15 protein-coding genes and 2 tRNA genes are annotated in these 22,424 nt (G+C 67.9%); 10 read left to right on the plus strand and 7 right to left on the minus strand.

What is annotated here, in order from left to right:
* Positions 1-30 precede the first annotated feature (30 nt).
* Together hemB and GGR48_RS04585 are read left to right on the plus strand one after the other, a co-directional pair.
* Positions 31-1,023 (plus strand): porphobilinogen synthase, encoded by a 993-nt coding sequence (gene hemB / locus GGR48_RS04580; RefSeq protein WP_183950717.1) that lies wholly within the window; start codon positions 31-33, stop codon positions 1,021-1,023.
* A gap of 29 nt (positions 1,024-1,052) precedes the next feature.
* Complete coding sequence (locus GGR48_RS04585) at positions 1,053-3,248, plus strand: spermidine synthase (RefSeq protein WP_183950718.1); 2,196 nt, start codon at positions 1,053-1,055, stop codon at positions 3,246-3,248.
* Between the two features lie 5 nt (positions 3,249-3,253).
* Here GGR48_RS04585 and GGR48_RS04590 read toward each other — a convergent pair whose 3' ends face one another.
* A complete protein-coding gene (locus GGR48_RS04590) occupies positions 3,254-3,784 on the minus strand; it encodes a hypothetical protein (RefSeq protein ID WP_240455987.1) in 531 nt (176 codons plus the stop codon).
* A gap of 141 nt (positions 3,785-3,925) precedes the next feature.
* Between GGR48_RS04590 and GGR48_RS04595 the strand changes: the two genes are divergently transcribed.
* Together GGR48_RS04595 and GGR48_RS04600 are read left to right on the plus strand one after the other, a co-directional pair.
* A tRNA-Arg gene (locus GGR48_RS04595) sits at positions 3,926-4,002 on the plus strand.
* Between the two features lie 37 nt (positions 4,003-4,039).
* Positions 4,040-4,116, plus strand: a tRNA-Arg gene (locus GGR48_RS04600).
* A 90-nt stretch (positions 4,117-4,206) separates the two neighbouring features.
* Here GGR48_RS04600 and GGR48_RS04605 read toward each other — a convergent pair.
* From GGR48_RS04605 to mgrA, 4 genes are all read right to left on the minus strand, one after another.
* Positions 4,207-5,223, minus strand: a complete 1,017-nt coding sequence (locus GGR48_RS04605; protein WP_183950719.1) for an LLM class flavin-dependent oxidoreductase — start codon at positions 5,221-5,223, stop codon at positions 4,207-4,209.
* Between the two features lie 84 nt (positions 5,224-5,307).
* Complete coding sequence (locus GGR48_RS18365; protein WP_183950720.1) at positions 5,308-6,687, minus strand: O-antigen ligase family protein; 1,380 nt, start codon at positions 6,685-6,687, stop codon at positions 5,308-5,310.
* Complete coding sequence (locus GGR48_RS04615) at positions 6,684-8,717, minus strand: acyltransferase family protein (RefSeq protein WP_183950721.1); 2,034 nt, start codon at positions 8,715-8,717, stop codon at positions 6,684-6,686. The genes GGR48_RS18365 and GGR48_RS04615 overlap by 4 nt, the downstream gene beginning before the upstream one ends.
* 514 nt (positions 8,718-9,231) lie before the next feature.
* Positions 9,232-10,314 (minus strand): L-glyceraldehyde 3-phosphate reductase, encoded by a 1,083-nt coding sequence (mgrA, locus tag GGR48_RS04620; RefSeq protein ID WP_183950722.1) that lies wholly within the window; start codon positions 10,312-10,314, stop codon positions 9,232-9,234.
* A gap of 241 nt (positions 10,315-10,555) precedes the next feature.
* Here mgrA and GGR48_RS04625 point away from each other — a divergent pair, with 241 nt between their 5' ends.
* A complete protein-coding gene (locus tag GGR48_RS04625) occupies positions 10,556-11,359 on the plus strand; it encodes an SDR family NAD(P)-dependent oxidoreductase (protein ID WP_183950723.1) in 804 nt (267 codons plus the stop codon).
* Positions 11,360-11,427: 68 nt separating this feature from the next.
* Positions 11,428-12,285 (plus strand): glycoside hydrolase family 16 protein, encoded by an 858-nt coding sequence (locus tag GGR48_RS04630; protein ID WP_183950724.1) that lies wholly within the window; start codon positions 11,428-11,430, stop codon positions 12,283-12,285.
* A gap of 24 nt (positions 12,286-12,309) precedes the next feature.
* Here the strand turns inward: GGR48_RS04630 and mgtE are convergent, their stop codons facing one another.
* Positions 12,310-13,668 carry a magnesium transporter gene (mgtE, locus tag GGR48_RS04635; protein WP_183950725.1) on the minus strand — a complete coding sequence of 453 codons (1,359 nt, stop codon included), beginning with the start codon at positions 13,666-13,668 and terminating at the stop codon, positions 12,310-12,312.
* Between the two features lie 287 nt (positions 13,669-13,955).
* On the opposite strand from mgtE, the gene GGR48_RS04640 reads away from it, so the two are divergent.
* The 4 genes from GGR48_RS04640 to GGR48_RS04655 all read left to right on the plus strand — a co-directional run bounded on the left by GGR48_RS04640 (position 13,956) and on the right by GGR48_RS04655 (position 21,087).
* On the plus strand, positions 13,956-17,102 hold the full coding sequence (locus GGR48_RS04640; protein ID WP_183950726.1) for an autotransporter outer membrane beta-barrel domain-containing protein: 3,147 nt from the start codon (positions 13,956-13,958) through the stop codon (positions 17,100-17,102).
* A gap of 141 nt (positions 17,103-17,243) precedes the next feature.
* Complete coding sequence (locus GGR48_RS04645; RefSeq protein ID WP_183950727.1) at positions 17,244-17,747, plus strand: RNA polymerase sigma factor; 504 nt, start codon at positions 17,244-17,246, stop codon at positions 17,745-17,747.
* On the plus strand, positions 17,744-18,685 hold the full coding sequence (locus GGR48_RS04650; RefSeq protein ID WP_183950728.1) for a FecR family protein: 942 nt from the start codon (positions 17,744-17,746) through the stop codon (positions 18,683-18,685). Before GGR48_RS04645 ends, GGR48_RS04650 begins: the two co-directional genes overlap by 4 nt.
* A 14-nt stretch (positions 18,686-18,699) precedes the next feature.
* Entirely contained in the window at positions 18,700-21,087 is a 2,388-nt protein-coding gene (locus GGR48_RS04655) for a TonB-dependent receptor (protein WP_338110494.1), read from the plus strand.
* On the opposite strand, the gene GGR48_RS04660 is transcribed toward GGR48_RS04655, so the two are convergent.
* Entirely contained in the window at positions 21,088-22,320 is a 1,233-nt protein-coding gene (locus GGR48_RS04660) for an SGNH/GDSL hydrolase family protein (protein ID WP_183950730.1), read from the minus strand.
* Positions 22,321-22,424: the final 104 nt, after the last annotated feature.

Consider the following 22,424-nt stretch of genomic DNA (forward strand, 5'->3'; position numbering starts at 1 on the left):
GCCGGGTATGATCCCCCAAATGCCAATATGATGACCGCTTCCTATCCTGCGCTTCGCCTTCGCCGTACCCGCGCCTCCGCCTGGAGCCGGCGGCTTCATGCCGAAACGGTGCTGACCCCGGCCGATCTGATCTGGCCGCTGTTCGTGACCGAGGGGCAGGGGGTGGAGGAGCCGATCGCCAGCCTGCCCGGCGTATCGCGCTGGTCGCTCGACGGGATCGTGGCGCGCGCGCGAGAGGCGGCCGATCTGGGTATTCCCTGCCTGGCGCTGTTCCCCAATACGCCGTCGCACCTGCGCAGCGACGACGGGCGCGAGGCGCTGAACCCCGACAATCTGATGTGCCGCGCGATCCGCGCGATCAAGGATGCGGTGCCGGAGATCGGCGTGCTGACCGATGTCGCGCTCGATCCCTATACCACGCACGGCCATGACGGGCTGGTCGACGAGGCCGGCTATGTCGTCAATGACAGCACGGCGGACGCGCTGGTCCAGCAGGCGCTGACCCAGGCGCGTGCGGGGTCGGACGTGATCGCGCCGTCCGACATGATGGACGGTCGGATCGGCATGATCCGGAGCGCGCTGGAGGCAGAGGGCTTCGCCAATGTCCAGATCATGGCCTATGCCGCCAAATATGCGAGCGCCTTTTACGGCCCGTTCCGCGACGCGGTGAACACGCGCGGCCTGCTGAAGGGCGACAAGAACACCTATCAGATGGATCACGCCAATGCCGAGGAGGCCCTCCGCGAGGTCGCGCTCGATCTGGCCGAGGGCGCCGACAGCGTCATGGTGAAGCCGGGCCTGCCCTATCTCGACATCATCCGCCGGGTGAAGGCGGAATTCCGCGTGCCGACCTTCGCCTATCAGGTGTCGGGTGAGTATGCGATGATCGAGACGGCGGTCGCCGCCGGTGCGGCCGACCGTGATGCGATGGTGCTGGAGACGCTGATGGCGTTTAAGCGCGCCGGCTGTTCGGGGGTGCTGACCTATCATGCCGCCCATGCCGCGCGCCTGTTGAACGCCTGACCATCGCCGCGCCCGCTCCGCCGCCCGTGATGCCCCTGACGCGTCTGGTACGCCCGCTGTTCATCGCGACGATCCTGACCGGGTCGTTCCTGCTGTTCCTGGTCCAGCCGATGGTGGCGCGCATGGCGCTGCCCCGGCTGGGCGGCGCGCCGGCGGTGTGGAACTCGGCGATGCTGGTCTATCAGGCGCTGCTGCTGGGCGGATATGCCTATGCGCACGCCCTGGGGCGATGGCGGCCGCGTGTGCAGGCGGCGATCCATATCGGTGTGCTGCTGATCGCGGCCTTGTGGCTGCCCATCGGGCTGATCGCGGTGCAGCCCTCGGCCGATGCCGAACCGGCCATATGGGTGCCCTGGCTGCTGGGCTTGTCGATCGGCCCGCTCTTCTTCGCCGTGTCCGCGCAGGCGCCACTGATCCAGCGCTGGTTCGCGCTCGCCGAGCCGGGGCGCAATCCTTATGCGCTTTACGCCGCGTCGAACCTGGGCAGCTTTGCCGGGCTGGTCGCCTATCCGCTGCTCGTCGAGCCGAGCATGGCGCTGCATGCGCAAAGCCTGATGTGGAGCGCGGGCTATGCGCTGCTCGGGCTGCTGGTCCTGGTCTGCGCGACCCGGTTGCCGGCGATCGGTCGGGACGCGCCGGTGGTGGCCGAACCATCGCCGGCCCCCGGGTGGCGGCGGATCGGCCTGTGGGTCGCGCTGTCGGCGGTGCCCTCGGGGCTGGTGCTCGCGACCTCGACCTATATCACCACCGACATCGTCGCGATGCCGCTGCTCTGGGTCTTGCCGCTGGGGCTGTATCTGCTCAGCTTCATCATCGCTTTCGCCACCCGGCGCGGGGTGGCCGACATCCTGACCCGGATCGCGCCGGTGACGCTGCTGCTGTTCGGCGGGGTTATCATGGATGGCCATCCGCAGCGCCCCTATTTCAACGCCGGCGTGGCGCTGGCGCTGCTCTTCATGGTCTCGGTCGGGCTGCACACCGCACTTTATCGCGCGCGACCGGCGGCGGACCGGCTGACGGGCTTCTATCTCTGGATGGCGGTCGGCGGCGTTCTGGGCGGCATTTTCGCCGGCATGGTCGCGCCGGTCGTCTTCGACTGGACCTATGAATATCCGCTGCTGATCCTGGCGGCGGGCGCGCTGATCCCGCAGATGTTCCTGACCGAGGGATTGCGGCGGCTGTGGCGGCGACATCATCGGACGATGCTGATCGCGCTGGCGGTTATGTTGGGCGTGTTCCTCGACCTGCGACTTGTCGGGCCGGATCGCTGGTTCGGCGAGGATCAGCAAGGGCCGGCCTTCCTCGTCATCGCGGCGCTCGGGTTTCTGACGATCGGTGCCCGCGCGGGCTTCACGCTGTTATTGGCGGTGACGCTCGTCATGTTCGGCGGCTATCGCTCGCTGGCGCTTTCCATGGCGCACGATGCCCGGATGCGCAGCTATTTCGGCGTCTACACGGTGCGCGACGTCGCCGGCTATCGCGAGCTGGATCACGGATCGACCGTTCATGGTATCCAGTTGCGCGGCTCGGTCGAGCGTGAGCGGACGCCCACCACCTATTATGCGCCTTTTTCGGGGGTGGGCCGTGCCATGCGGGCCGCGCCCTCGCTATATGGCCCCGGCGCACGGATCGGGGTCGTCGGTCTGGGGACTGGAACGCTGGCCTGCTATGCCCGGCCCGGCCAGCATTGGCGCTTCTACGAAATCGATCCCGTCATGGTCCGGATCGCGCGCGATACCGGCCAGTTCGCCTATCTGCGGCATTGCCGGCCAGACCCGGTCATTCGCATTGGCGACGCGCGTATCCGCCTGAGCCAGGATCGCAGCGCGAGTTTGGACCTGTTGGCGCTCGACGCCTTCTCCTCCGATGCGGTCCCGGCCCATCTCCTGACGCAGGAGGCATTTGCGACCTATGGCCGGGTCTTGGCGCCGCGAGGATTGCTGCTCGTGCATATCTCCAACCGCTTCGTCGATCTGGAACCGGTGGTGGCCGCCGCCGCGCGCGCAGGCGGCTGGGCGGTGCGCAAGCTGGCCTATAACCCGACCGATCTCGACCGCGACGTGCAGGCGACCAACTCGGTCTGGCTGGCCCTGTCGCGGGATCGCGGGATGCTCGCCGCGCTGGAAGCAACGGGCGGCGACTGGACCACCGTCACCGCGCCGCCTGGCCTGCGCGCCTGGACCGACGATTACTCGACGGTCCTGCCCTTCATCCGCCGCTTCTGACCGTCTCAGGCGGTCGGCAGGCTGGCCGACAGCGTATCGATCTGGCTGCCCTGACGCGCGATGACCTCTGCGGTACGGGCGCGCAGGGCGACCAGCGCGGGATAGTCGGGCAGCAGTTCGGCCGCACGGGCGATCGCGCGGTCGTCGATCTCGGCTAGAATGGCCGAGGTGCGCGCCCGGATTTCGTCCAGCGTCGCCAATTCGGTCTGCGCCGTCAGCCAGGCCTCGCTGCCCACCGCCTGGCCGCGCGCTTCGCCCGCACTGGTGCGGGCTCGGGCATGGGCCTTGGCGAACTCGGCCTCGATGGCGTCCAGCCGGCCGCTCAGATCGCCGATCGCGCTGTCCAGCGCCGGGTCGGGCTTGAGCGGGACCGGCGTCACCTCCGGCTCGGCGAAACCCTGCTTCTCGGCGGGGCGAACCGCGAGCGAGGGATAGCGGGTGGCATCGCGCGAGCATCCGGCGAGCGGCGCGGCCAGGGCGACGCCGAGGAACAGCCATGACAGGGCCGGGCGGGGGCGGAGAGGAGCGTGCATCATCGCGGATCACCCTAGACATGGAAGGCGCGCCGAGAAAATGCCGCAAACGCGCTTGTGTGCCGTGCGCGAAGAAATTGTGGATAACCGCAGAAAGGCTATTGCCACAATCCGAAACGACTTCTATCAGCCCACCTCCACAGCGCGCCCGTAGCTCAGCTGGATAGAGCATCAGACTACGAATCTGAGGGTCGGACGTTCGAATCGTTCCGGGCGCGCCAGTGGATCACATATCAGGCCTCGACAGAGGCCCCATGCGCGCCCGTAGCTCAGCTGGATAGAGCATCAGACTACGAATCTGAGGGTCGGACGTTCGAATCGTTCCGGGCGCGCCATTTTCTTTCATCGATAAAGCAACGCATCGTCACCCGGCGTGTCTCGCCGCATGCGGCGCCCCGGCCCGATGCCGGGACGCAGCAAGGCGATCAGCGCCAGCCGAGGGCGGGGGCGATGTGGCGCAGGATGTTGTCGATCACATGCGCGTTATACGCCACGCCCAGTTGATTGGGTACGGTGAGCAACAGCGTATCCGCCTCCGCGATGGCCTCGTCGGCGCGGAGTTGTTCGATCAGCTTTTCCGGCTCGGCGGCATAGGAACGGCCGAAGACGGCGCGCATATTGTCGATGACGCCGACCTGATCGCTGCTGTCGTCGCGCCCGAAATAGGCGCGGTCCTGATCATTGGTCAGCGCGAAGATCGAGCGGGAGACGGACACGCGCGGCGCTCGCTGATGGCCCGCCGCCGCCCATGCCTCGCGATAGGCGCGGATCTGCTTGGCCTGCTGGACATGGAACGGCTCGCCGCTCTCATCGGCCTTCAGGGTCGAGCTTTGCAGGTTCATGCCTTGCTGCGCCGCCCAGACCGCCGTCGCATTGGACGCGGACCCCCACCAGATGCGATCGCGCAAACCGGCCGAATGCGGCTCCAACCGCAACAGGCCGGGCGGGTTGGGGAACATCGGCCGCGGATTGGGCTTGGCGAAGCCCTGACCCTTCAGCAGGTGCAGGAAGACCTCGGCATGGCGACGACCCATATCGGCGTCGGTCTCACCTTGCGCCGGGCCATAGCCGAAATGCCGCCAGCCATCGATCACCTGCTCGGGCGAACCCCGGCTGATGCCCAGCTGCAAGCGGCCGCCGCTGATCAGATCGGCCGACCCGGCATCCTCGACCATATAGAGCGGGTTTTCATAGCGCATGTCGATGACGCCCGTTCCGATCTCGATCCGCGACGTCCGCGCGCCGACGGCGGCGAGCAGCGGAAAGGGCGAGGCGAGCTGCTGCGCGAAATGATGGACCCGGAAATAGGCCCCATCCGCCCCCAGTTCCTCCGCTGCGACCGCGAGGTCGATCGACTGGAGCAGCACGTCCTGCGCCGAACGCGTGGCGGACTGGGGCGAGGCGGACCAATGGCCGAAGGAGAGGAAGCCGATCTTTTTCATGGGGGCAAGATAGGCGCGACGCATGTCCAGCGCATCAGGGCGGATGCGTCGTTTCGCGAAACGGAGCCTTTCCGGCGGGACTTGCTACGCCGCGCGGAACCGCCTGAACGCCGCTGGCTTGGGCGGCGGTGCGCGCATCAACAGGCCCAGCGTAATGCCCGACGCGAAACAAATATAAATCTGGTCGATCAGATAATAGAGCATATTGTCGCTCAGCCCTGCGACGTTGAAGCACAGGGTCAGCATGATGATGAAGATCGCCAGCCCGGGGTCACGCCGGAACCGGGTGATCGCCAGCGCGCATATGCCGAAGATCAGCCAGAGATAGGTCGCAAGCCCGACAAAGCCCTGTTCGAACGTGATCTGTACGAAGATGTTGTGCGCCCCCGATCCGCCGGCCGCCTTCAACGGGAAGAAGTCGGGTGAACTCGGCAGGAAGGAATAGGCACCGTGGCCCAACAGCGGTGCCTCCAGGATGACCGACCACGCCGCCTTCCACAGGAACATGCGCCACGTCCCCGAATCGGCTTCCACCCCGCCTTCGGTTTCGGTGTCGCCGCGTGCCGTGGCGACGAAATATTCGTAGCTGACGGTCGGCTTGGAATGGAAGACCTCGGTGATGCGCTCGTTGACGCTGGGTATGGCCAGTGCGAGCAACGGCGCCGGCAGGACCATCAACAGCCATAGGGGGCGGCGCAGCGTCGACACGAGGATGAACGCGAACAGGGCGACGAAGGCGGACCGGGTGCCGGTGAGCAGCAGTTCGAGAGTCGCCACCGCACAGAAGAGGATCGCGACGTTGCGGATCGCGCGGCTCTTGATCCAGCCCCAGACCAGCCCGTGATAGCAGAAGCTGACATAGAAGAAGAGGAAGAAGGCCAGCATGTTAGGATGGCCCGCCGCACCTTGCAGACGCTGTCCGAACCCGTCCAGGGCATAGAAGACGATCGAGATCAGGATCGGAAATATGCCGGTCACGATGATGACGTCGGCGATCCGGCTTATCGAGAAATACCGGCTGTAATGATAGCCGATCGCGAACATGCAGAAGAAGGTCAGGACGTTCCAGACGAACTTGATCCCGTCCACCGGATAGGCGGTATAGGCCAGCGATCCGAACAGCGAGATCAGGAAGGGAAGCCACAGGGCAAGCGGAACGACGGCGTCCGATTGCATCGCCCGGTTCGAGAACAGCGTGAAGCCCAGCAGGCTGAACGCGATGAACACGAAGGCGAAGTTGAACAGGATACCGAGCGTGACGTTCGTGGAGCCCAGCGAGATGGAGGTGCCCATCAGCACGCGGTCCATCCCGAAGCGGAGCGTCAGCAACAGGAAGACCAGACCCGAAAAGGGGGCGGCCATCCACCCCTTGCCATGGCGGGGCGGGGCGGCGGGACGCGGGCGCATGTCCCGACCGGCGGCGGGATGGCGAAAGCCGGGGAAGGTCGGGGCACGAACCGTCACGGCTTCGCCGGTCCCAGGCGAAGCGTCGCGTCGAAGGTCGGGCCCATGGCGCGCGCAAAGGCATTGGTCACATGGCCGTGATCGGCGAACACGCTATGGCCGCTCTGGATGAAGTTGCACACGTCACGCCGACAGACGAATTTGCGCACGTCGATCAGCGACAATTTTCCATCCGACATCAGCCGCTTCTCCGTGTCGAGGACATTGGCGAAGTCCTGACGGAAGGCGGCGTTCGTCACGCCGGTGCGATGACGCGGTCGGCCATGAAAGGCCAGATCGCGCGACACGACGCTGGGCAATTCATATTCCGGATTGGGGATGGCGGCGACCGCGTACACCGTCTTCCCCGCCGCGTTGAGTGCATCGACGGTTTCGGCGAAGCGGCGAGCGGCGGGCAGGAAGCGCTGATCGGGCGGCGTGGCGCGGCCCAGCCGCTTGCCGACCTCCTTGCGATATTGCGGCCAGTTCTGCGCCAGGATCACGGTCTTGGCGGGGAGCGCCGCGATCTCGCGGAAATTGCGGTTCTGGATTTGCGCGCAATTGGCGTCCTGTCCGCCGTTCACCGTCGGCGCGCAGCCATAGGCGTTGACCAGCACCGCCGAGCGGCCATGCAAGGCGGCGCGCAAGGCCGGGACATACATCTGGGCATGGCTGTCGCCCCACAGGATGACGTCCGCCTTGCGCGGATCGCGTGAGGGAAGGTCGATCGCGCAGGCATAATAGGCGCCCAGCCGCACGAAGGACGAAGGGCCACACCGCCAGCTATCGTCCTGATCGGCATTCAGGGCGACGATCGCGGGCGAAAAACGCTGCGGAAAGCCGTTGCCAACGATGAGCGCCAGACTGGCCAGCGCCATGACGGCACCGGCGGCGGCGGACCAGCTCCAGATCTTGGCGCGCGAATTCATATGCCGGAACGGACGCTCGACATAGCGCCAGGACAGATAGGCTGCGACGACCGACGCCGCGACCGCCACCGTCGCGATCACCGGCGTGATGGGGTCGATATAGGCGTAGCGGACGAAGGCGAGGATCGGCCAATGCCAGAGATAGAGCGAATAGGAGATCAGGCCGATGAACCGCAGCGGCGCCGCCCCCAAGACGGGCGAGAGGCCATGCTCGCCCTTTTGGCCCGCCCAGATGATCAGTGCCGATCCCAGCACGGGGGGAATGGCGCTGAGGCCCGGAAACGGAGTGGTCGCGCTATAGGCCAGGACTGAATAGACGATCATCGCCACGCCGGCGAGGGCCGCCACGGCGCCAATCACGCGGTTGCGCACCGCCGGTATGATCCCCGTCGCCAGCAGCGATCCCGTCAGCAATTCCCATGCGCGCGACGGCATGAGATAGAAGGCCATGACGCCCTTCATATTTCCGACGAGGAATTGCGCGGCCCAGAAGGACGCGATCATCATTGCGACGATCGCGATCGGAAGGACCCGCCGGCGCCACCGCCCCAGCACCAGGATGCAGAGCGGGAAGAAGATGTAGAACTGCTCCTCGACACCCAGCGACCAGGTGTGGAGTAACGGCCATGTCTCGGTGATCGTGGCGAAATAGCCCGACTGCCGCCAGAAATAGACGTTCGAGCCGAAGAGCAGCGCCGACCCCATGCTCTTGCCGAACGCCAGCAGGTCACCGGGAAGCAGGAGGACGAGGGCCGCGACCGTCGAGATCGTCATCATCGCGGTCAGCGCCGGCAGGATGCGGCGCAGGCGGCGTTCGTAGAAGCGGGTGATCGACGAGTCCTGGAGCAGGCCCGTCGTGATCAGAAAGCCGGAGATGACGAAGAAGACGTCGACGCCGACGAAGCCGCCGCGAAACAGCTCCACCCCGGCGTGAAAGAGCACGACCGGCACGATCGCCAGCGCGCGCAGGCCATCGATGTCGGCGCGGTAGGCGATCTTGCTGGGCTGAAGCGGCGCGGCGGGCGTGTCATCGGCGGCGGCCGGCCGATGGCCATGATCATTCACGGTCGAAGGACGGATGAACGAATCGACGATGCTGCCGTTATGGGTGGTCGAGGACATGGTGACGGGCCGTCCGGCTTATGCGCGATACAGGTCGACGGTCCGGCGCGGCCGAACGAACGCCGTGAGCGATCCCGTCGCGACATGCCCAATCCCCGATCGCACGGTGTCAAAGCCCATGATCATCTCAACCCCTTCGATGGGTCGGGCTTAGATAGGCGATTTGTGCGACGCAACGCGGATGGCGTGCAGGCTGTATGGAGATGGGTCCCCGTTAAATCGCATCATTCGGCGTGTGACGGGCCGGTGATGTATCCGCTTCGCCAAGACCTAGAAGTTGGCCGATAAGATCAGAAAAGAACCTTAAAACAGAACCTTGAAGCGGCCTCCTGTCGCATATCCTGAGTGCCGCCGGCCGTTGGCCGCTCCCCCTATGTGCCCGGACATGCCCGTTGGAGACGCAGCCGCCTTTCGAGATGTGTTCGCCTTTGGGACGGCCGCGGGCAAATCCGCTCCGTCCGCAAAGGGCTTTCAGGTCGGACACCCGACCGTCGCATATGAGGATGGGCGGCGGTTACGAGCCGACCGGAACCCCCTGTGCCGCCGGCATGTCGACGATGTCCGAGGACTCCGCCCACAGGTTGATCCCGCCATCCTCGGCCGCCCGGTCGATGGCGGCCAGTTCCTCAGCCAAGAAGTCCAATCGCCGTACCGCGTCGAGCGAGTCGTCCAACTGCTCGACGGTGCGTGCGCCGATCAAGGCGGAGGTCACGCGGGGATCGCGCAGCGTCCAGGCGATGGCCATCTGCGCCAGCGTCTGTCCGCGCGCCGCCGCGATCTCGTGCAACCGGCGGATCGCCGCGAGATTGGCGTCGGTCAGCAGCGATTGCGACAGCGACCCGCCGCGACTGGCGCGCGCATCCTGGGGAACGCCGTTCAGATATTTGTCGGTCAGCATGCCCTGTGCCAGCGGCGAGAAGGCGATGCAGCCGGTGCCGAGATCCTCCAGCGTCGCCCGAAGCTCGCGCTCGATCCACCGGTTCAGGATGGAATAGCTGGGCTGGTGGATGAAGAGCGGCACCTTCTCCTCCGCCAGGATCGCGGCGGCACGGCGGGTCAGGCCCGGCTCATAGGAGGACAGACCGATATAGAGCGCCTTGCCCTGCCGGTGGAGCTGGACGAGCGCGCCCATCGTCTCTTCCAGCGGGGTGGTCGGGTCGACGCGGTGCGAGTAGAAGATGTCGACATAGTCGACGCCCATCCGCTTCAGGCTCTGGTCGCAGCTGGCGATCAGATATTTCTTGGACGAGCCGATGTCGCCATAAGGCCCCGGCCACATGTCCCATCCCGCCTTGGTCGAGATGATCAGTTCGTCGCGGTGCCGCGCGAAGTCGCTGGCGAGCACGCGGCCGAAATTCTCCTCCGCCGAACCATAGGGCGGGCCGTAATTGTTCGCGAGGTCGAAATGGGTGACCCCGCGATCAAAGGCGCGGCGCAGGATCGCGCGGCCCGTCTCGAAGACGTCGGTACCGCCGAAATTCTGCCACAGCCCCAGGCTGATCGCCGGCAGGCGAAGGCCGCTGCGCCCGACGCGGCGATAGGGCATGCCGGCGTCATAACGGTGGGCATCGGCGGTGTAGGGCGTGGAAAAGGGCATGGGAGGTCCTCGAATATCACGACCATCTAATCCGGGCGGCGCAGCGGTGCCAATGGCCTGGGTCAAGATGACGGCGGGGTTCGAACGGATCGGGACATCCGCCGTTCCGCGTGTGTTCAAGGACTTGCACGCCTCCTAGCGGAGGAACCCTATCGGCCTTCGGCTCTTCAAGGCCAGGTTGTTGATCCAGATGATGGTCCGCCCATCGTCTGGTCGCCCCTGTCGAGTGAGGAGAGAGACGATGGATCTGGGTATCAAGGGGCGCATCGCGCTCATCAGCGGATCGGATTCGGGCATGGGCAAGGAAACCGCACGCCTGCTCCTGGAGGCCGGCGTTCGCGTCGCGCTGACCGACAAGCCGGGCGGCACGATCGACGAGGCGGTCGCCGAGCTGGCACCGCTGGGCGAGGTGATCGCGGTCACCGGCGATGTCACCAAGCCTGACGATGTCGCCGCGCTGTGGCGTGAGGTCCGCGAGCGGCTGGGCGAACCGGACATCTATGTCAACGCCGCCGGCGTGACCGGGGCCACCGGCGACTTCCTGGAGATCGACGATGCCGGCTGGCAGCAGACGCTCGACATCGACCTGATGGGCGCGGTGCGCATGTGCCGCGAAGCGATCCCGGCGATGCGCGCCAAGGGCTGGGGCCGGATCGTGCTGTTCGCTTCGGAGGATGCGGTGCAGCCCTATATCGACGAGCTTCCCTATTGCGCCGCCAAGGCCGGCATCCTCAGCTTGGCCAAGGGGCTTTCCAAGGCCTATGGTTGCGACAATGTGCTGGTGAACACGGTATCGCCGGCCTTCATCGCCACGCCGATGACCGACAAGATGATGGAGAAGCGGGCCAAGGAGAAGGGCACCAGCTTCGACGAGGCGATCGACAGCTTCCTGGAGGAAGAGCGCCCCGGCATGGTGCTGAAGCGGCGCGGCCGGCCCGAAGAGGTGGCGGCAGCGGTCGCCTTCCTGTGTTCGGAGCGGGCGAGCTTCATCAACGGTGCCGGTATCCGCGTCGATTCCGGATCGGTGTTCACCATCGCCGGGTAAGGCATCCACCTTTCCGCTTGCGCGACGGGTCCGCTGAGGGGACAAGTCGCGCAAAAGCGGAGGGGATCATGGATAGGCATTGGGTCTTGCTGGCATCAGTGGCGTTGCTGGCGACTGGGGCGGCGGCGCAGGAGACGCCGACCGGCTCCCTGGGTGCGACCAACTATGCTGTCGACGAGCCTATGCCGACGCCCGGCGGCGCGCCCAGTTTCCGCGACGAGTTCGCCACGCGCATCGACCCGGGCCGGTGGCGCTGGGATACCGAGCGTAACAAGGCCGGCTGGTATAATAACGAGCTGCAATATTATCCCGGTCCCGACCGCTCCAACGCGCGGGTCGAAAACGGCGCATTGGTGTTGGAGGCGCGGCATGAGGCGGCGAAGGATGCGCCCGATTGGGGTGGGCAGGCCTATACCTCCGCCAAGCTGGTGACGCGCCAGTCGCTCGGCTATGGCTTTTACGAGATCCGCGCCAGGCTGCCATGCGGGCGGGGCACGTGGCCGGCGATCTGGTTGCTGCCGACGAGTGGCGGTCCCTGGCCGGCGGCGGGCGAGATCGACATCATGGAGATGGTCGGCTGGAACCCCGACGTCGTCCATGCGACCATCCATTCCGCCGCCTATAATCATGCCAAGGGGACGCAGCGCGGAGCCGAGACCCGCGTCGCCGATGCCTGCACCGCCTATCACCGCTATCAACTCGACTGGACGCCGCAGGCGATCACCATCGGCGTCGATGGTCGCGCCTATATGAAGGTGCGCAACGATCGGCCGGGCGGGGCGGTGGCTTGGCCCTTCACCCGGCCCTATGCGCTGATCCTCAATCTGGCGGTCGGCGGCGACTGGGGCGGCAAGAAAGGCGTTGACGATGCCGCGCTGCCCCAGCGGATGTCGGTCGATTACGTACGCTATTGGCAGGCGAAATGATCCTCCCCGGACAGGCAAGGACCCTTAGAGTAGCGTGCCCGACAGGATCGCCAGCGCGATCGTGAAATAGATGACGAGGCCGGTCACATCGACCAGCGTCGCCACGAACGGCGCCGAGGCGCTGGCCGGATCGAAGCCCAGCTTTTGCAGGACGAAGGGCAGCATCGATCCAGCCAGCGATCCGAAGGTCACGATCCCGACCAGCCCGGTGCCGACCGTCATGGCGACCAGCCCCCAATGCGGGCCGTAATCGTAAAAGCCCAGTGTCTGCCACAGCGCGATCCGCGCCATGCCGAGCAGCCCCAGGATCGCACCCAGCGTCAGCCCCGCCGGCAATTCACGCAAAGCGACCCGCCACCAGTCGCGCACCCGCACCTGGCCCAGCGCCAGCGCGCGGATGATCAGCGAGGTCGCCTGGCTGCCGCTATTGCCGCCCGAGCTCATGATCAGCGGGATGAACAGCGTCAGGACGACGGCGCGCTCCAGCTCGGACTCGAAATGCTGCATCGCGCTGGCGGTCAGCATTTCGGAGAAGAACAGGATGCTCAGCCAGCCCGCACGCTTGCGGATCATCGCGAGAAAGCCGGTTTCCAGATAAGGATTGTCGAGCGCCTCGACGCCGCCGAAGCGCTGCGTGTCCTCGGTATGTGCCTCGACCAGCGCGTCGAGCACGTCGTCGACGGTGACGATGCCGATCGGGCGGCCCTGTTCGTCGATGACCGGCAGTGCGAGCAGATCGTGGCGGCGGATCAGATGCGCCACCTCTTCGCGGTCGGTGGTCGGCGCGACGGTGATCGGGTCATGGCCGCGCGCCAGATCGATCGCCAGCGACGCCGGCTCGGCGGCGATCAACTGGCGCAGCGAGACGGTCGCGACCAGCCGGCCCTGCGGCTCCAGCAGGAAGACCGAATAGACGGTTTCGCGGCTGCGCTCGACGGTGCGGATATGCGCCAGCACGTCCGCGACGGTCGCGTCGGCGGGGCTGGCCACATATTCGGTGGTCATCATGCCGCCGGCACTGTCGGGTGGCCAGCGCAGCAGCGTGTCGATCGAGGCGCGGACGGTGGCGGGCAGGCCGGCGCGCAGCGCGGCGGCATCCTCCTCGTCCATCTCGGCCAGCACGTCGGCGGCGCGGTCCTCCGCCATCTGCGCGATCAGCGCGACGGCGCGAGTGGGCGCCAGGCGCGTCAGCAGGTCGGCGGCGCAGCGCAGTTCCGGGCTGTCCAGCACGGCGACGGCGCGGCCGTCGGGCATTTGCGTGAGCGCATCGGCCGCATCCTCGAGGGGAAGCGACTGGAGCGTGTCGACGAGGTCGGCGATGGAGACACCGCGACGGGATGAACGGAAACCGGCGGCGACGCCGGCAATCAGATCGTTGACCATGGTAAACCTTTCGACCGCACGACCCGGGCGGACGAAAGCCAGTCGCGAAACTAGCGGTCGAGCCCGAGGCGTGCGGCGCTACTGGAACTGTCGCTGGACATGTTCTCGCTTTCTGGAACGACGCAGGGGCTCCCACGCCTGGGCCGCCCTCTGCGCTCGGGGCAGACGGTCGTCAACACCCGCGCGGGAAAGTTCCGGCCCCCTGACACTTTTTTCACGAAGCGACCAAGGGACCCCGGCACCGGCTCCGTCTGGAAGGGCAAAAGCATCCAAAGGGGACCTTATCCGTGCATCGCCTGCTTTTCGCCTCGACCGCGACGCTTGCCCTGGTGGCCGGCTCGGCGGCGTCGGCCCAGACCGTGATCGACATCAAGCGAACCACGCCCGTCCGCACCGCGACCATCAAGAACGGCGCGGCCGACGACATCAACATCGTGGCGGCGGGCAGCGTCGTCACCAGCGGCGGTACGGCGGTCAGCCTGGATAGCAATAACAAGGTCGCCAATGCCGGCACCATCCAGATCACCGACGCCAATGACGCGATCGGCATCGGCGCGGCCGCCGGGGTGACCGGCGAGATCACCAATAGCGGCAAGATCGTCCTGGATGAGAGCTATACGCCGACCGATCTCGACAAGGACGGCGATCTGGACGGCCCGTTCGCGCAAGGATCGCGTCGCACCGGCATCCGGACGGCGGGGGCCTTTGCCGGCAATGTCACCAATAGCGGCGAGATCACGATCGAGGGCAACGACTCGGCCGGCATCCATCTGAACGGGCCGCTGACCGGCAATCTGGCGCAGTCGGGCAAGGTCAACGTGCTGGGCGACCGCTCGGTCGGTGTCCGCACCGGTGCGGTGTCGGGCAACGTGACGCTGGGCGGCACCACCACGGCGGTGGGGCAGGGCGCGGTCGGCGCGCGGATCGACGGCGATGTCGGCGGCGCGCTCACGATCGAGGGCGGTATCGGCTCGACCGGCTATCGCTACACCACGCCGCCGACCGATGTGTCGAAGCTCGATCCCGACGATCTGTTGCAGGGCGGGTCGGCGCTGATCGTTGGCGGCAATGTCGCGGGCGGGATTACGCTGGGCAACGCCACGGGCAAGGTGGCGGACGTCATCTCCAACGGCGCCGCCCCCGCGATGCAGATCGGCGCGACCGACCGGGCGATCGTGATCGGCGCGACCGGTGGCGCGACCCCGGCGGCGGGGCTGGTGGTCAATGGCCGCATCTCGGGCGTCGGCGTCTATAGCGGGGTGAAGGCTACCGCGCTGGCGATCGGTGGCCTCGGCGGCAATGTCCAGATCGCGCAAGGCGTCGCGGTCGGCGGAACGATACAGGCCAGCGCCAATGGCGCGGAGGCGACCGCGATCCGCTTCGGCGCAGGGGCCGCGACACCCGAGCTGCGCAATGGTGGCACGATTGCCGCGACCGGAGGCGGCGCGCCCGCGACGGTCACCACGGCGGTGCTGATCGACACCGGGGCCAGCCTGCCGACGATCCGTAACAGCGGCAGCATCAAGGCGACCGCCGCCACCGCTTCGGCCACCGCGATCCTCGACCGCACCGGCGGGCTGACCCTGGTCGAGAATAGTGGCGCGATCGCGGGCGCCGGCGCGGATTCGTCGCGCAGCGTCGCGATCGACCTGTCGGCGAACAGCAGCGGCGCGGTGGTGCGTCAGATCGCCCCGGCGACGGGTGCGGCCGCCCCGACCATCACCGGGGCGATCCGCTTCGGCAGCGGCAACGACCGGCTGGAGATCGCGGCCGGCACCGTCTCGGGTGATGTCGGGTTCGGGGCCGGCAACAACCGATTGGAGATGAGCGGCACCGGTATCTATGCCGGCACCGCGACCTTCGGTGCGGGCGCGGACAGCCTGGTCATCGGCGGCACGGCACGGTTCGACGGGGTCGCCGACTTCGCCGGGCTGGGGCAGGATACGCTGTCGATCACCGGCAAGGGCGTCTTCGCCGGACGGCTGGCGAATAGCGGCCATGTCGCGGTCAGCGTCGCCAGCGGCGGTGGCACCTTCGCCACCAATGGCGTGACCAACATCGCCTCGCTGACCATGGCCGACCAGTCGATCCTGAGCGTTGCGCTCGACAAGACCAACCCCACCGCCAACCTGATCCAGGTCGGCGGGGCGACCACCATCGGCGCGAACAGCCAGTTGGCGCTGCGCGTCTCGGGCGGGGCGGACGTGACCGGACGCTATATCGTTCTGCGCTCGGGTACGCTGACGGGGGCGAACAATCTGTCGCTCGCGCCATCGGCCATGCCCTTTCTCTACAAGGGCGCGATCGTCGCGGCGCAGCCCAACGAGATCGCGGTCGAGGTCAGCCGTAAGGCGAAAACCGAACTCGGGCTGAATGGTGCCGGCGTCAGCGCCTTCGATGCGATCGACGCCGCGATCGGCAGCGATGCCAAGCTCGCCGACTCGATCCGCGGCATTTACGACGGCGCGGCCTTCCGGGGCGCGATCGAGCAGATGCTGCCCAACTATGCCGGCGGCGTGTTCGAGGGCGTGACGCTCGCCTCGCGCACGGCGGCGGCACAGCTGCGCGAACCGGCGGGCGAGTTCAGCGAGGAAGGCAAATGGGGCTATTGGCTGTCGCCGCTGGGCTGGGACTCGTCCAAGGGCACCCGCTCGACGCGCAGCTATGACGTGCGCGGCTGGGGCGTCAGCGGCGGCATCGAGCACAAGACCGATGCCGGCAATTTCGGCGCGTCGCTCGCCTATCTGAAGGGCCGCGACAATGAAGGCTCGGCGGTCAACCGGGTCGATCACAGCCAATATGAGCTGGCCGGCTTCTGGCGCGCGCGCTGGGGCGCATGGGCGGCGCAGGCCCGCGCCTCGGCGGCGTTCATCAACTTCGACTCGCAACGCCAGTTCGACGGCGTGATCGGCTCGGAAGCGGTGCAGCGCCGCGCCACCGCCGACTGGAAGGGCATGCTGTATTCCGGCTCGGGCTCGGTTTCCTACGAACATTGGGTCGGCCAGTTCAATATTCGCCCGATCCTGGCTGTCGACTATTACCGATTGAACGAGGATGGCTATCGCGAGGTTGGCGGCGGCACCGGCTATGACCTGACCGTGCGCAAGCGCAACAGCGACGAACTCGCGCTGACCGCCAGCGTCGCGGCGGGCATCAATTTCGGTGGCGACAATCGCTATGCGCAGTGGAGCCGCCTGGAGGTCGAGGCCGGCCGGCGCGAGCGGATCGCCGGTGCGCTGGGCCGTACGGTGGCCAGCTTCGGCGACGGTACGCCATTCATCCTCGATCCCGAGGCACGCGGCGGCGGCTGGATCGGGCGGGTGCGCGCGATCACCGGCACCAGCGAGATCCAGTTGAGCGGCGAGGTGAACGCCGAACAAAGGCTTGGCAACGTGGCGCTGTCGGCGCGCGCGGCCCTTCAGTTCGCCTTTTGAGGCGAGTTCGTCCGCGTGCACCCCCCCTGTAACGCGCGCGGGCGTCCGGAGCCCCACCCCGTCCTCGGGTGGGGCTCCTTTCCACGGGCGGAGGGTTCGGCTAAACGACCGGCCTTCCGCCCTTTTTGTCCGGTCGATACCATGACGCCCACCGGGATCGAGGCCGTCTTCCTCGCCAATCGCGACAAGCTCGTCCGCTTCCTGGCGGCGCGTGGCGCGGGCGATGCGGCGGAGGATCTGGTCCAGGACCTATGGGTCAAGATGGCGGGGCGGATGGATGGTCCGATCGCCAACCCGCTGGCCTATCTCTACCGCGCCGCCGACATGCTGATGATCGACCGCTATCGATCGCGGCGGCAGGCCGAACGGCGCGATCAGGACTGGGCCGAGGACCAGCATTTGCAGGAGGCTGGCCCCGAGCCGCCCGCCGAGCGCGCGCTGGTCGCCCGCCAGACCGCCGAGCGGGTGGCGGCAACGCTGACCGCGCTGGGCGAACGGCCCGCGACGGTCTTTCGCCGCGCCCGGATCGAGGGCATTCCCCAACGCCAGATCGCGGCCGAACTCGGCGTCAGCATCAGCACCGTCGAAAGCGATCTGCGCATGGCGGCCCATGCGCTCGCCGCGCTCAAGGACCAGATCGGATGAGCCAGGACCCCGTCAACCCCATCGATGACGTCGCGCTCGACTGGGCGCTGCGCATGGCCGATCCCGCGCGCGCCGATTGGGACGGCTTCACCGACTGGTTGGAGGCCAACCCCGTGCATGCCGCCGCCTATGACCGCATGACGGCGGCGCTGCTCGACGCCGAGGATTCCCTGCGCGCACATCCTGACGTCATCGCCCCCGAGCCGGTGATCGTCGAGGCGGAGCCGCCCCGCCGCCGCCCGCTGCGCTGGATCGGGGGAGCCGTCGCGGCGGCGTTGGTCGGCGCGGTCGGCGTCGGCCTGTGGAGCGAGCGGCCGCAACCCTATGTGATCGAGACGGCGGCGGGCGAGGTGCGGCGGGTGCCGCTGGCGGATGGCAGCGCCATCATGCTGGCGGGCGGATCGCGGATCACGCTCGACCATGCCGATCCGCGCCGCGCGGTGATGGAGCGCGGCGAGGCGCTGTTCCAGGTGCGGCATGACGACCGTCATCCCTTCTCCGTCGATGCGCGCGGATTGGCGCTGACCGACCTCGGGACCGTCTTCGACGTCCGGCTGGGCCGCCGGATGACGCGGGTGGCGGTGGCGGAAGGGGCGGTGATGGTCAATCCGCGTGGGGCCGCGCTGAGGCTCGACGCGGGGCAGGCGGTGCTGGCCGAGGGCAATAGGCTGGTCCGCCAGACGGTGGCGGCCGAGGCGGTCGGCGGCTGGCGGGACGGGCGGCTGGCCTATGACGGCGCGGCGCTGTCCGATGTGGCGGAGGATCTGGCGCGGTTCCTCGGGCGACCGGTCGCCGTCCGGCCATCGGTGGCCGGTCAGGCCTTTCGCGGGACGATCGACCTGAACGCCGTGCGGCGTGACCCCAGACTGCTCGGCGCGCTGCTCAACGTGGCGGTGCGCGAGGATGGGCAGGGCTGGATGCTGGAACCGCGCGGGTGAGGATTGCGGGGGGCGTGTTGCTGAGCATCGTCGGGGCGGTTCCCGCCGTGGCGGCCGAGCGCGTGCCCGTCGACCTCCCCGCCGGAACGGTCGGCAGCCAGGTCATGGCGCTGGGCCGGGCCGGTGGTGCCAGCGTCGTCGTGCCCGATCCCGGCCTGTGGCGCCGCCCGGTCCCCGCGCTGCATGGGCGGATGACGGTGGAGCAGGCGCTGGCCGTCATCGCTCGCCGGGCGCAGGCGCGCGTCGAGCGGCTGGGCGGCGCAGGCTGGCGGCTCGTCCCGCATGCGCCGGATCGTCCCGTCGTGATCCGGCCCCGGCCAGCGCCTATCCCACCGCCCGAGGTGCCGCCGGGCGATGTCGTCGTCACCGCCAGCAAGCGCGACACCGCCCGCGATCACTTCGCGGGGCAGGTCGTGCAGGTGGCGGGGGCCGATCTCGAACTGGGCGGGGCAGGGGGGACGTCCAGGCTCGCCGATCGGATGACGGCCATCGCCTCGACCTATCTGGGGGCGGGCCGCAACAAGCTGTTCATCCGGGGGATCGCCGATTCCAGCTTCACCGGACCGACCCAGGCGACGGTGGGCCAATATTTCGGCGACCTGCGCCTGAGTTACAACGCGCCCGATCCCGATCTGCGTCTCGCCGATCTGGCGGCGGTCGAGGTGCTTGAGGGGCCGCAGGGGACGTTGTACGGCGCGGGGTCGCTGGGCGGGCTGATCCGGCTGGTGCCCAATGCGCCCGATGCGACGCGGTTCGGCGGATCGGCGATGCTGGGCGGATCGGCGACGACGCACGGTGCGCCGGGTGCGGATGCGCAGGCGGTGCTCAACCTGCCCGTCATCGCCGACCGGCTGGCGATCCGACTGGTCGCCGACGCCGCGAGCGAGGGCGGCTATATCGACAAGCCGCTGCTCGACCGCACCGACGTCAACCGCACCCGGATCGAAGGCGGTCGCGCCGCCGCCCGGCTCGACCTGGGGCGCGCGTGGAGCGTCGAGGCGATCGGCATCGGCCAGCGTATTCGCGGCGCCGACAGCCAATATGCCGATCGCGACGGCACGCCGCTCAGCCGCTCGGCGCCGGTGACCGAAGGCTTCTCGGCCGATTTCGTGCAGGGTCAACTCGTCCTGTCGGGCCGGATCGGGCGGGTACGTATCCGCTCGAGCAGCGGGGTGACCGCGCATGACTTGATGGAACGCTATGACGCGACGCCGCCCGGTGGCCCGGTCCAGCTATTCGCGCAGGCCAATCGCACGCGGATGCAGGCCAATGAGACCCGCGCCTGGTATTCCAGACCGGATGGCTCGGGCTGGCTGGCGGGGTTCAGCTATATCCACAACACGACGCGCCTGACCCGCCTGTTCGGCGAGCCGGATGCGCTGGTACCGCGCACCGGCGTGGTCAACGGCGTCGAGGAAGCGACGCTGTATGGCGAAGCGAGCCTGCGGCTGTTGCCCGGCCTGCTGACCACCGGCGGCTTGCGCGTCACCCATTCGGTGCTCGACGGTGGGGCCGAGGACCTGCCCGCCGCCTTGTCACTTCAGGCGGTGCGGCAGTTGCGCGAAGTGACCGCCAGCCGCGCGCAGACCATCCTGCTGCCCTCGGCCTCCGCGCTGATCGACCTGACGCCTAGCGCGCAGCTGTTCCTGCGCTATCAGCAAGGGTTCCGGCCGGGCGGGCTGACGATCGAGGGGCCGCTGGTCCGCCGCTTCCGCAACGACCGGGTCGCAACGATCGAGGCGGGGTTGCGCACCGGACGGCCGGGACGCGATCCGATCGATGCGTCGGTCACGCTGGCGCATACCGCCTGGCGCGACATCCAGGCGGACTTCATCGATTCGACCGGCTTGCCCAGCACCGCCAATATCGGCGACGGCCAACTCTGGACGATCGAGGCGCTGGTCGGCGCGCGACTGTCCGACTCGCTGCGGATCGAGGGCGCGGTGTCCTATAATGACAGCCATATCGACGAGCCGTCGAACAGCCGGGCCTTCGCCCTGCTGCAAGGGGACGTAGCCGATCCCTCGCTGGCGCGCGCGACGATCCTCGCGCGGTTGAGCCAGATCCCCAATATCGCGCGGATCACCGCACGGACAGGGGCGGTCTATCACCGGACGCTGGCGGGCGGGCGCGACCTGCGCATTGATGGCTGGCTGCGCTATGTCGGCGCGTCGCGGCTGGGTGTCGGCCCCGTGCTGGGCGAGCAGCAGGGCAGTTACCTCGACAGCGGCGTGACTGCCCGGTTGGGGCTCGGCGCGTTCGGGCTGAGCGCCAGCGTCACCAATCTGGCCGATGTACGGGGCAACCGCTTCGCGCTGGGCACCCCCTTCACGACGGGGCGCGACCAGGTGACGCCGCTGCGCCCCCGGACGCTGCGCATCGGCCTCGACACCGCCTTTTGATCAGCGGCGCGGGGTGGTGAACAGCGACAGCGGGATGGCCGCCGCCATGGCCTTGTAGCCGGCCATGCTCGGGTGGAGGTGATCGCCCGAGTCATAGGCCGCCAGCAGCCGGTCGGGACGCGCCGGATCGCGCACCGCCCGGTCGAAATCGACGACGCCGTCGAACACGCCCGAGGTTCGGATGAAGCTGTTGATGGCCTGACGATCCGCCTCGGTCTCCGGGCCCGGGTGATAATAGTCGCTGCCTTGGAACGGCGTGATCGTCCCGCCGATCAGTCGGATGCCATGCGCATGGGCGCGCGAGGCCAGCTGGCGATAGGCGGTGGTGATCTGCTCGACGATGGCCCGGTGGCTGGCCTGGTCGACGGGATGCTCGCGGGTCAGTACGCCCAGATCGTTGACGCCCTCCAGCAGGATGACGTGGCTGACGCCCGGACGGGCGATCACGTCGCGGTCGAAGCGCGCCATCAGGTTCGGGCCCAGCCCGTCCAGCAGCACGCGGTTGCCGCCGATCCCGGCATTGACCACCGAGAAGCGGCGCGTGGCGGCATTCGCAGCCAGCCGCCGGGCGAAGTCGTCGGGCCAGCGGCTGTTGCTGTTATCGGTGATGCCATAGCCGTCGGTGATCGAATCGCCGATGGTGACGATCGTCGCGGTCTGGGCGGCGTCGCGGACCTCGACGTCCGACAGCGCCCACCAGCCGCCGATCTTCTCCGCCTCGGGCAGGGCGGGGCGCGTGGTGGCGTCGCCGGACGTCAGATAGGTGGTCGACCGGGCACCCGAATGGCCGGTCGGCAGGGTGACGGCCTCGGGGAAATAGAGGCTGACCGTCACATCGCTGCCCGGCGTGACCGGCAGGGCGATGTCGTCTGAATACAGCTCCGCGCCCGGCGGGATGAGCACTGAGGACAGACCGCCGAACCGTACGGGCAGGATTTGCGCGACCTCCGACCGGCCCGGCGTGCCGGCACCGATGGTGGCCGCCCCGATCCGCAGCGGCGCGGTGCCGGCGATGTTGGAGAGGCGGAGGCGCAGGACGCGGCCGCCGGCGGTCAGGTGGACGGTCTGGCGGATCGTCGCGGGGCCGGCCTTGGCCAGCTTGTCCGCATTGGGACCGTCGATCCGCATCTGCGACGAGCCCCAGGCCGGCGTCCAACGCGCGTCGTGCGCGGTCGCGCCACCGGGTAGTGCCACCGCCAAGACGGCCGCCGCCGTGAAGCCCCAACGCGTCATATTCGATCCTCTTCCTGTCCATCCGCGCTTGCGGCGCGGTATGTGGTAGCGATATCAGGAAGAACGCCAAAGGAAAACGCCCGCCGCTGTCACGCGAGACGGGA

The organism is Sphingomonas pseudosanguinis, from assembly GCF_014196255.1.
GTDB lineage: Bacteria > Pseudomonadota > Alphaproteobacteria > Sphingomonadales > Sphingomonadaceae > Sphingomonas > Sphingomonas pseudosanguinis.

Coding starts and splice junctions, on each gene's coding strand:
- hemB (WP_183950717.1), top strand. CDS start 31: ATGACCGCTTCCTATCCTGCGCTTCGCCTTCGCCGTACCCGCGCCTCC.
- GGR48_RS04585 (WP_183950718.1), top strand. CDS start 1,053: ATGCCCCTGACGCGTCTGGTACGCCCGCTGTTCATCGCGACGATCCTG.
- GGR48_RS04590 (WP_240455987.1), bottom strand. CDS start 3,784: ATGATGCACGCTCCTCTCCGCCCCCGCCCGGCCCTGTCATGGCTGTTC.
- GGR48_RS04605 (WP_183950719.1), bottom strand. CDS start 5,223: ATGAAAAAGATCGGCTTCCTCTCCTTCGGCCATTGGTCCGCCTCGCCC.
- GGR48_RS04615 (WP_183950721.1), bottom strand. CDS start 8,717: ATGTCCTCGACCACCCATAACGGCAGCATCGTCGATTCGTTCATCCGT.
- mgrA (WP_183950722.1), bottom strand. CDS start 10,314: ATGCCCTTTTCCACGCCCTACACCGCCGATGCCCACCGTTATGACGCC.
- GGR48_RS04625 (WP_183950723.1), top strand. CDS start 10,556: ATGGATCTGGGTATCAAGGGGCGCATCGCGCTCATCAGCGGATCGGAT.
- GGR48_RS04630 (WP_183950724.1), top strand. CDS start 11,428: ATGGATAGGCATTGGGTCTTGCTGGCATCAGTGGCGTTGCTGGCGACT.
- mgtE (WP_183950725.1), bottom strand. CDS start 13,668: ATGGTCAACGATCTGATTGCCGGCGTCGCCGCCGGTTTCCGTTCATCC.
- GGR48_RS04645 (WP_183950727.1), top strand. CDS start 17,244: ATGACGCCCACCGGGATCGAGGCCGTCTTCCTCGCCAATCGCGACAAG.
- GGR48_RS04650 (WP_183950728.1), top strand. CDS start 17,744: ATGAGCCAGGACCCCGTCAACCCCATCGATGACGTCGCGCTCGACTGG.
- GGR48_RS04660 (WP_183950730.1), bottom strand. CDS start 22,320: ATGACGCGTTGGGGCTTCACGGCGGCGGCCGTCTTGGCGGTGGCACTA.